At 63.7% G+C, this 8,238-nt stretch carries 8 protein-coding genes; 3 read left to right on the top strand and 5 right to left on the bottom strand.

The genetic code is table 11. From position 1 onward, the window contains the following. Window positions 1–785: glycogen/starch/alpha-glucan phosphorylase (locus KBZ07_RS12590; protein WP_254931937.1), on the bottom strand; the 785-nt coding region annotated here is incomplete at its 3' end. Between the two features lie 172 nt (window positions 786–957). On the opposite strand from KBZ07_RS12590, the gene KBZ07_RS12585 reads away from it, so the two are divergent. Further along, complete coding sequence (locus tag KBZ07_RS12585) at window positions 958–3,126, top strand: glutamine synthetase III (RefSeq protein ID WP_254931936.1); 2,169 nt, start codon at window positions 958–960, stop codon at window positions 3,124–3,126. A 15-nt stretch (window positions 3,127–3,141) separates the two neighbouring features. On the opposite strand, the gene KBZ07_RS12580 is transcribed toward KBZ07_RS12585, so the two are convergent. Together KBZ07_RS12580 and KBZ07_RS12575 are read right to left on the bottom strand one after the other, a co-directional pair. Next, window positions 3,142–3,888 carry a hypothetical protein gene (locus KBZ07_RS12580; RefSeq protein WP_254931935.1) on the bottom strand — a complete coding sequence of 249 codons (747 nt, stop codon included), beginning with the start codon at window positions 3,886–3,888 and terminating at the stop codon, window positions 3,142–3,144. 71 nt (window positions 3,889–3,959) lie between these two features. Continuing rightward, window positions 3,960–4,082 carry a hypothetical protein gene (locus tag KBZ07_RS12575; protein WP_254931934.1) on the bottom strand — a complete coding sequence of 41 codons (123 nt, stop codon included), beginning with the start codon at window positions 4,080–4,082 and terminating at the stop codon, window positions 3,960–3,962. On the opposite strand from KBZ07_RS12575, the gene KBZ07_RS12570 reads away from it, so the two are divergent. Then, on the top strand, window positions 4,081–4,731 hold the full coding sequence (locus KBZ07_RS12570; RefSeq protein WP_254931933.1) for a triacylglycerol lipase: 651 nt from the start codon (window positions 4,081–4,083) through the stop codon (window positions 4,729–4,731). The two genes, KBZ07_RS12575 and KBZ07_RS12570, sit on opposite strands and share 2 nt — an antisense overlap. Further along, window positions 4,728–5,198, top strand: a complete 471-nt coding sequence (locus tag KBZ07_RS12565; RefSeq protein WP_254931932.1) for a hypothetical protein — start codon at window positions 4,728–4,730, stop codon at window positions 5,196–5,198. The genes KBZ07_RS12570 and KBZ07_RS12565 overlap by 4 nt, the downstream gene beginning before the upstream one ends. Here the strand turns inward: KBZ07_RS12565 and KBZ07_RS12560 are convergent. Beyond that, window positions 5,195–5,629 carry a hypothetical protein gene (locus KBZ07_RS12560; RefSeq protein ID WP_254931931.1) on the bottom strand — a complete coding sequence of 145 codons (435 nt, stop codon included), beginning with the start codon at window positions 5,627–5,629 and terminating at the stop codon, window positions 5,195–5,197. The genes KBZ07_RS12565 and KBZ07_RS12560 overlap by 4 nt on opposite strands. Further along, complete coding sequence (locus tag KBZ07_RS16340; protein WP_254931930.1) at window positions 5,622–7,880, bottom strand: tyrosine-protein kinase; 2,259 nt, start codon at window positions 7,878–7,880, stop codon at window positions 5,622–5,624. Before KBZ07_RS16340 ends, KBZ07_RS12560 begins: the two co-directional genes overlap by 8 nt. Between the last annotated feature and the right edge of the window lie 358 nt (window positions 7,881–8,238).

Below are 8,238 nucleotides of genomic sequence, written 5' to 3'. Positions count from 1 at the left end.
GAGAGGCGCAGCCGCTTGCCCTGGTCGAGTTCGTCGTTGGGGTAGAGAACCTTGGAGAGGGTTTCCGACTGCATCTTGCGCAGCACGGCCCGGGTGTAGTCACCGGCATTGAAGGAGGCGAAGTCGAAGGCCTCGGGCGCCACCGCCGACCACAGCCGCAGGGTGTTGGCGGTGTTGACGCCGTAGCCCAGGATCGGCGTGTCGTAGGCCACGCCGATCACGGTGTGCTCACCGATCTGCACCGGGTAGCTCCATTCGGGCCGGATCAACTCCCAGGGGTTGCCCTGGGCCAGCCAGGGGTCCGTGCTCTCCACCTGGCCATGGGGTGTGATCTGCTGGCGGAAGATGCCGAATTCGTAGCGGATGCCGTAACCGATGGCCGGCAGTTCCAGGGTTGCCATCGACTCCTGGAAGCAGGCGGCCAGCCGGCCGAGGCCCCCATTGCCCAGGCCGGGCTCGGGCTCCTCAGCGATCAGCTCCTGGAGGTTCAGCCCCAAGCTGGTGCAGGCCTGCCGGGCCGCCTCCACCAGGCCCAGGTTGACCAGGTTGTTTTCGAGGTGGGGGCCGAGTAGGTATTCCGCCGACAGGTAGGTGGCGGTGCGCACGTGCTCGCGGGTGTAGGTGTCAGCCGTATCCACCCAGTTGCGCAGCAAGCGGTCGCGCACCGCCAGGGCCAGGCAGCGGTAGTGGTCGTGGCGGGTGGCCAAGGAGGCGGATTTGGCCTGACTGAAGAAGAGATGACGCTGCATCGATTCCACCAGCGCCTTGCTTTCGACAGAGGCCATCCCGACAGTTCCCCAAAGTCAAATTCTGAACGGGGAAGCTGGAATTGGCAGGGCGGCTGTGGGGAATGCCAGACAATTTCGCGGTCGAATCGCTCAACTGGTATCAACGGCAGCAATTTCAGGGCAGGTCGAAGGCTTTTGGTGGGAGTGAGTGATATTTCCCCGCGAACCCATGCCCTCCCAGCCCCGCCTTGACGCCATCGAGAAGATCCTCAGCCGCCAACCCATCGCCACTGCGCCGATTCAGAAGCTCGAAGAGCTCTGGGCCAGTGACGTCTTCACCCTCGACAAGATGAAGGCGGCGTTGCCGAAGGAGATTTTTAAGTCGGTGCAGCGCACGATCAAGGAGGGCAGCAAGCTCGACGTGTCGGTTGCCAACGTGGTGGCCCAGGCGATGAAGGAGTGGGCCACCGCCCGCGGCGCCCTCTACTACTCCCACGTTTTCTACCCGCTCACCAACTCCACCGCCGAGAAGCACGACGGCTTCATCTCCCCCCAGGGTGATGGCACCGCCATCACCGAATTCACCGGCAAGGTGCTGGTGCAGGGCGAGCCCGACGGCTCCTCCTTCCCCAACGGCGGCATCCGCTCCACCTTTGAGGCCCGCGGTTACACCGCTTGGGACATCACCAGCCCCGCCTGGCTGATGGAAACGCCCAACGGCTACACCCTGTGCATCCCCACCGTCTTCGTCTCGTGGACCGGCGAGGCGCTCGACAAGAAGACGCCGCTGCTGCGTTCCAACTCCGCGGTCAACAAGGCGGCCCACCGGCTGCTCAGCCTGCTGGGTGAAACCACCATCGCCCCCATCAACTCCAGCTGCGGCGCCGAGCAGGAGTACTTCCTGATCGACAGCGCCTACGTACCCCTGCGTCCAGACCTGCTGCTGGCCGGTCGCACCCTGTTCGGGCGCCCCTCGGCCAAGGGCCAGCAATTTGACGACCACTACTTCGGTGCCATCCCGGAGCGGGTGCAGGTGTTTATGCAGGAGGTGGAGCGGCAGATGTACCGCCTGGGGATTCCGGCCAAAACCCGCCACAACGAAGTGGCCCCCTCCCAATTTGAGCTGGCGCCCTTCTTCGAGGCGGCAAACGTGGCCACCGACCACCAGCAGCTCACCATGACGATCCTGCGCTCCACTGCCAAGAAGCATGGGCTCGCCTGCCTACTGCACGAGAAGCCCTTTGCCGGCATCAATGGCTCGGGCAAACACGTCAACTGGTCGATCGGCAATGCCACCCAGGGGAACCTGCTCGATCCGGGCAAGACCCCCCATGAAAACCTCCAGTTCCTGCTCTTCTGCGGAGCGGTGATCCGGGGCGTCCACCTCTACGGGCCCCTGCTGCGTGCAGTGATCGCCACCGCCAGCAACGACCACCGCCTCGGTGCCAACGAAGCGCCTCCGGCAATCATCTCGGTGTATCTGGGCAGCCAGCTGGAGGATGTGTTCAACCAGATCCGCGAGGGCAAGCTCTCCGGTTCGGCCCTCGGCGGCGTGATGGACTTCGGCGTGGACACCCTGCCGGAATTCGACAAGGACGCCGGCGATCGCAACCGCACCTCACCCTTCGCCTTCACCGGCAACCGCTTCGAATTCCGCGCCGTCGGCTCGAACCAATCGGTGGCGGGTCCGCTGGTGACCCTGAACACGATCCTGGCCGACTCGCTCGAGTGGATCGCCGGTGAGCTCGAGAGCAAGCTCAGCAGTGGTGCTGGCCTTGAAGAAGCTGCCCTGGCCGTTCTCAAGACCACGATCACCAACCACGGTGCCGTGGTGTTCGGCGGTAACGGCTATTCAGAGGAATGGCACCACATGGCCGTGGCGGAGCGGGGCCTGGAAAACCTGCGCACCACCGCCGATGCCCTGCCGGTGCTGGAGCGGCCTGCCATCCGCGAGTTGTTCGAGCGCACCGGGGTGCTCTCGGCCGTGGAACTGCAAAGCCGCTTTGAGGTATACGCCGAGCAGTACATCCTGGCGATCGATGTGGAGGCGAAACTCGCTGTCCAAATCACCCGCACCCAGGTCTATCCGGCGGCAATCCGCTATCTGGGCGAGCTGGCCGAATCCCTGCAGCTGCAGAGCACCCTCGGCATCCAGGTGTGCCCGGAAAGCTCCAAGCAGGTAGCCGAACTGTGCCAGTCCCTGATGGATATCAGCGGCCAGTTGCAGGCCGCCATTGAGAATCCACCCCATGGCACCGAAGCCCATATGCGCTATAGCGCCGACACCCTGGTGCCGTTGATGGCGGAACTGCGGGAGGTGGTGGATGGCCTTGAGGCCCTGGTGGACGACAACCTCTGGCCCCTGCCCACCTACCAGGAGATGCTGTTCGTGCGCTGAGTTACTGCAGGAGCGTCACTGGGGAAACACGCTGATCTTGGCGTGTTCCCGATAACTGGGGTCGGCCATGGTGTCGACCTCAAACCAGGTCCAAGTGGCACTCGGTTCTGGAGTGCGCCGGGTTAGGGGCCACTCGATTCGCCGCCGCTGGTAGGTGAGCCCCACACAGGTGAGGGCGGCATCATCGGCCATCAGGGACCAGAGCACATGCACCTCGCCCCGGTCATAGGCGATCGGCGCCCCATGGATCCCCTGCTCGGGCAGCCAGCCGGGCAACTTACTGAGACTGAGCTGGTTTTCCCAGCAGAGGTAGGAGCCGTTGTCGGTGGGATAGAACCAGCAGGTTTCGTTCTCCGCCTCCGTCAGGGCGAAGCGATCCACCAACTGCACCGCCTGCAGCTGCAGCGGCGGGCCGCCGGCCGGGCGCTCCCCCTCCGGCCAGGCCAGGCCGCTGAGGGCATAGACGCCGATCCACAGGGATGGCACCTCCAATTGGGGCACGAGGGCATCGCAGACCAGGGCGCGGCGGGGAGCAGAACCTGGCAAGGGCTCGGGCAGGGGGTCTTCGCCGGCGATGGTGGCACTGCCGCTGCCCACCAGTTGGTCGAGGCTGCCCGACCAACCATCCGGGAGGCGGAAGATCCGCAGCGAGCGGCCCAGCCCTGGCCCCCGCTGCTGGGCACCGACCAACTGCTGCCAGTCAACGTCTTCCCCGGGCAGCTCCTGGCTCCCGGCGAGCACAAAAGCAAGGGTGTTCAGCATGGCTGCCGGGAGCCGGTAGGTATTAGACCCTAGGGGCTCTGGCCGAGTGCGGCGGTGTTGGTCGCTGCCGATCAGGCCGGGCGCAGCACCACCTCAACGATCACAAAGCCAACCAGAGCCACCAGAGCCAACAGGGAGGACAGCCGCACCAACACCTCATGCAAACTGAATCTTAAGAAAACCCTAGGAGCCATGGCTGATTGCGGCGAGAACGGCACCAGGTCTTCACATCTCGATGAGCCGGGCGGCCAGGCCAGCCCTCCCCTGGTGCTTGTGCATGGGCTGCTGGATAGCCCGCTGGTGTTCAACGGCCTCAAGCGCTGCCTGGCCAACCGGCGCCAGCCCCTGCTGCTACCAGACCTGCCCCTGCGGCTCGGGCTCACCCCCGTGCGGGAAGCGGCGGAACTGCTGGGCAGCCACATCGAGGCGGCCTTCGGACGCGAGCAGCCTCTAGACCTGCTGGGCTTCTCGATCGGCGGGGTGATTGCCCGCACCTGGGTGCAACTGCTTGGGGGCCACCGGCGCACCCGCCGCCTGACCAGCGTGGGCAGTCCCCAGCAGGGCACCCTCACCGCCCACCCCTGGCCAGCTCGCCTGCTGGCTGGCATAGCAGATCTCAGATATGGCAGCCAACTGCTGGAGCAACTCAACGGCAACCTCAGCAACCTGGCTGGGATCGAATGCTGCAGCTTCATCTCAGCTATCGATCTGGCGGTGCTGCCGGGCTGGCGGGCCGTCTTGCCGGTCGGCAGGCGCCAGATGCTGCCGGTATGGGCCCATCCCCAACTGCTGCGCTCGGCGCGGGCCCTGGAGCCACTCACCGAGGAGCTGCTGCGGCCATGAGCGCCAGCCCTTCCCAGGCATTGGTGCAATGCGCCCTGGGCTGGCTCAGCTGGAGCCTGCTGGTGGGAGCCATGGCCAACCGGTTGCCCGCCGGCTGGCTGGCTGCGGGGCACTGGTTCTGGCGGCGACCCTGGCGGGAAAGCTGCCAGGGCTTCGAGCAGCGCCTGGCGATTCGCCGCTGGAAAGGCTGGCTCCCCGATGCTGACAATGCTTTACCAAAAGGGGTGGCCAAGGCAGCCCTGGTGGGCCGTGATCGAGCCGATCTCGAGCTGCTGGTGCTGGAAACAAAAAGGGCAGAACTGGTCCACCTAATGATCTGGCCCTTCTGGATCGTCACATCCAGCTGGCTGGCACCAGCGGGAGTGCTGCTCAACCTGCTGTTTGCCTGCGCCTTCAACTTGCCCTGTATTTGGATACAGCGCTACAACCGGCTGAGGCTAGTCAGGCTGCTGGAGCGGCGCCCTTAGAAACGGAACCAAACCTGGCGGCCGAGCACGGGCCGAACTGCCGAACTTTCGATCGAACCGTAGGCGGCATAGGTGGACTGGGGAGCCGGTACCGATTCCCAACGCAGGACTGGCCGATCAAGCTGAACCAGCTCCATCGGGTCAGGAGTGGCAACAATTGCCAGAACCTGGGCATGGAGAATGCGCTCGTTGGCAGGCACCCGCTCCCAGCGGGGGGTGGCTGAGGCCAGGGTGACGCTGGCGGCAGGTGAGGAAACAGGGCTAGGAACTATTTCCCAGCGAGGCTTCTGGGCCTGGGGCTTTGCAGAGGCCAGGGCCGCCCTGGGCAGGGGTGGAAGGGGTGGTGGTGGTCCCAGGGTCCAAGTGAATGCTGCGGCGGGGTGGGCGCCGGCCAACAGCAGGAGCAAGGCGGCTGGCAGGGAACTAGCCATCGATCCAGCGCAACAAGCCCTTGCCTTGCTTACCCAGCTGGAGGAGCTGGGGCCGCAAGGACCAGCCGGCTGAGGTTGCCGGCGATTTGCCCAGATCAAACTCCCCGTCAGCTTCGGCGTAGCCATATCTTTGGTACAAAGTTTCATGTGGTGTTCTTTCTTCTTCCTTCATAGCATTAGTAACCAATCCCAGCAAGGGAGCACCTGTAGAGCCGATCCTGGCTAGGGCCTCCTTGGGCAGGTTCCGATCCACCCCGTCGAGTGAAACAAGCAGGATTAGGCCATCGAGGTGCTGGGCCAGGAGGGCAGTATCAGCCATGCCAAGTACTGGCGGGGTGTCAAAGAGGATCAGATCAAATTTGCCCGACTGGCTGATCTGTTGGATCAGCTCCTTCATGCGGCCGGAGCTGAGCAGGCGGGTGGAATCGGGCGGACGGCGACCGGCAGGGATCACCCACCAGTTGTCATATCCGGGAACGGGCAGCAGGGCCTCACTCCACTGGTGGTCTTCAGTCAGCAGGCTGGAGAGACCCAGCAGGTTGTTGAGGCCAAGGCGGTGATGGACCTGGGGTTTGCGCATATCAACGTCAATCAAAAGCACCCGCTGGCCCATTTCAGAGATTGTTTTTGCCAGCAGCACATTCACCAGGCTCTTGCCTTCGTTGGGCGTGGAACTGGTGAGGCCCACAGTGAGGAGGTTCTGGTCTGTGTTGAGAAAGCGAAGGGAGGTGTAGAGGTTGCGGAACGCCTCCTTGTAGGCAAAGCGCTGGTATGTCTGAGCTCCGGGCGTAGAGCCCGCCAGATAGGGGCCAGCCATCGAGCCAAGGCTCGCCGAATCCCTATCGAGTTCTTCAACCTGAAAGCGACCGCTTTCAGCCACACCCTTGAAAAATGGCAGGTGCGGGACATGGCCCAGCAGGGGCGCCTTGAGCTGTTCACGCACCTCGCCAGAACTGCGGAAGACGTGATCGAAACGATCCCTCAGGATTGCAGCTCCGAGACCGGCGACAATCCCGAACATCAGGGCTTTGAGAAGTCCCTGTCGCAGTTTTGGGCCTACCGGATTACCATCCACGCTCGGCGGCGAGAGCAGGGACCAGGGCACCGCCTTCTGGGCCCGCTCCAGCTGGAAGGTGGAACGGGTAGTGAGGAAGTTGGTGAGGTTCTCCTGGGCCACTTTGAGCCGCTGCTGGATCTGCTCGTAGTCCTTGATAAGGGCGGGTTGCTTCAGGAACTGGAGATCCACCTGGCGGCGTTGGCCCACAATGGTGCTGGCCCGGTTGGCGTTGAGCTTGAGAGCTGTGTCGAGGGCTTCGAGCTGGTTGCTGCGCACCTGACCGGCCAGGCGGGTGCGCAGGGCCGTAAGGCTCAGCATGCGGGGCGTATCGTTTCTGTAAGTGGAGCGGGCCAGGCTGAGTTGCTCCTCGACACCCTGCAACTGGGCTATCAGGTCGCTGTTGGCCTGGGCGATGGTGACCCCTTCCACTGCACCGCTGAAACTGGAGGCCGTTAGGGTTCCGGCCATCACCCCCTGGCGCAACTTCTCCAGGTGTCTGCGTTCCGCATCCAGCCCCCGCTCAGTAACATCAAAACCGGAAGACTCGCCCTTAAGGGAGCCCGCCTCACTTTCCGGATCGAGCAGGTTGTAGCGGCGCCGGAACGCGGCCAGCTCCCCTTGTAGCTTGTTGACGGTGAGCTGGAGCTTGGGCTCCTGCTCATCGAGGAACTTGAGACCTCCAGTGAGCTGGCGCTGGCGCTGCTCAATGGCGAAATTGAGGTATGCTGTGCTAAGACTGTCGAGGGCTTCCTGGATCTCGCTAGGTTTACTACCCGAAAGCGAGACCGACAGAACCCCTTCAGCAACCTGGCTTACCTGGGCTGCACCGAGCAGACCCCCGGCCGGCCCGAGCTGGCGGCGCAGGGGATCGAGCACCATGGGGCTGCGCAGGATTTCCACCAGGGAGGGGAAGTCGATTCTGGTCTTATTACGTGCCAAGGATTCGACCGTGCCTCCCGCCCCGCCGCCGCCATCGGTGCTGATGGGGTCACTGATCAACAATTGGAAGCTGCCTTGATAGACGGGCGAGGTGATTCGCTCCTTTAGGGTTGAGCCAAAGGCCACTGCGGCAACTACCGAGCCCACCAGCAGGGCCAGCCGGCGGCGGCGGCGCACGGCTTGCCAGATCTCGCCCAGATTCAAGCCACCCTCAGACTCCGCCGGGTTTTCTTCCCCAACTGGGCCTTGGCTCACTGGGAGCCTGGCTAGTTGGGCGGGGCTCGAAGCTACCGAGGGTTTATCAGCTTGAGGGGTGGGATTAGGAGGAAGATTAAGCGGCGCCATCTTAGCCAAGCGATTCACATCGCCCAAGTTGGGCCCACCATAGCGAAGTTCAAAAAAATTGCCCCTTGCGTGCCCGCTACAATGAGCACACTTGATGAGGTCAGCAATGAAGCGAGGTCGATTACGCCACTTCGCCGTAGCGGCTTCGCTTGTGCTGAGTCTCTCCCCCCTCGCCGGGGTGCGGGCCCAGGTGCTGTCAGCCGATCAAGATGACGCCTACATTCTCGGGCCGGGAGATTCACTCGCGCTGCGCTTCCTCGCGGCTTCG

It is taken from the genome of Cyanobium sp. BA20m-14 (assembly GCF_024346295.1).
The sequence above is the reverse complement of the archived record's forward strand: the minus strand, read 5'-3'. Positions and strand labels throughout refer to the sequence as shown.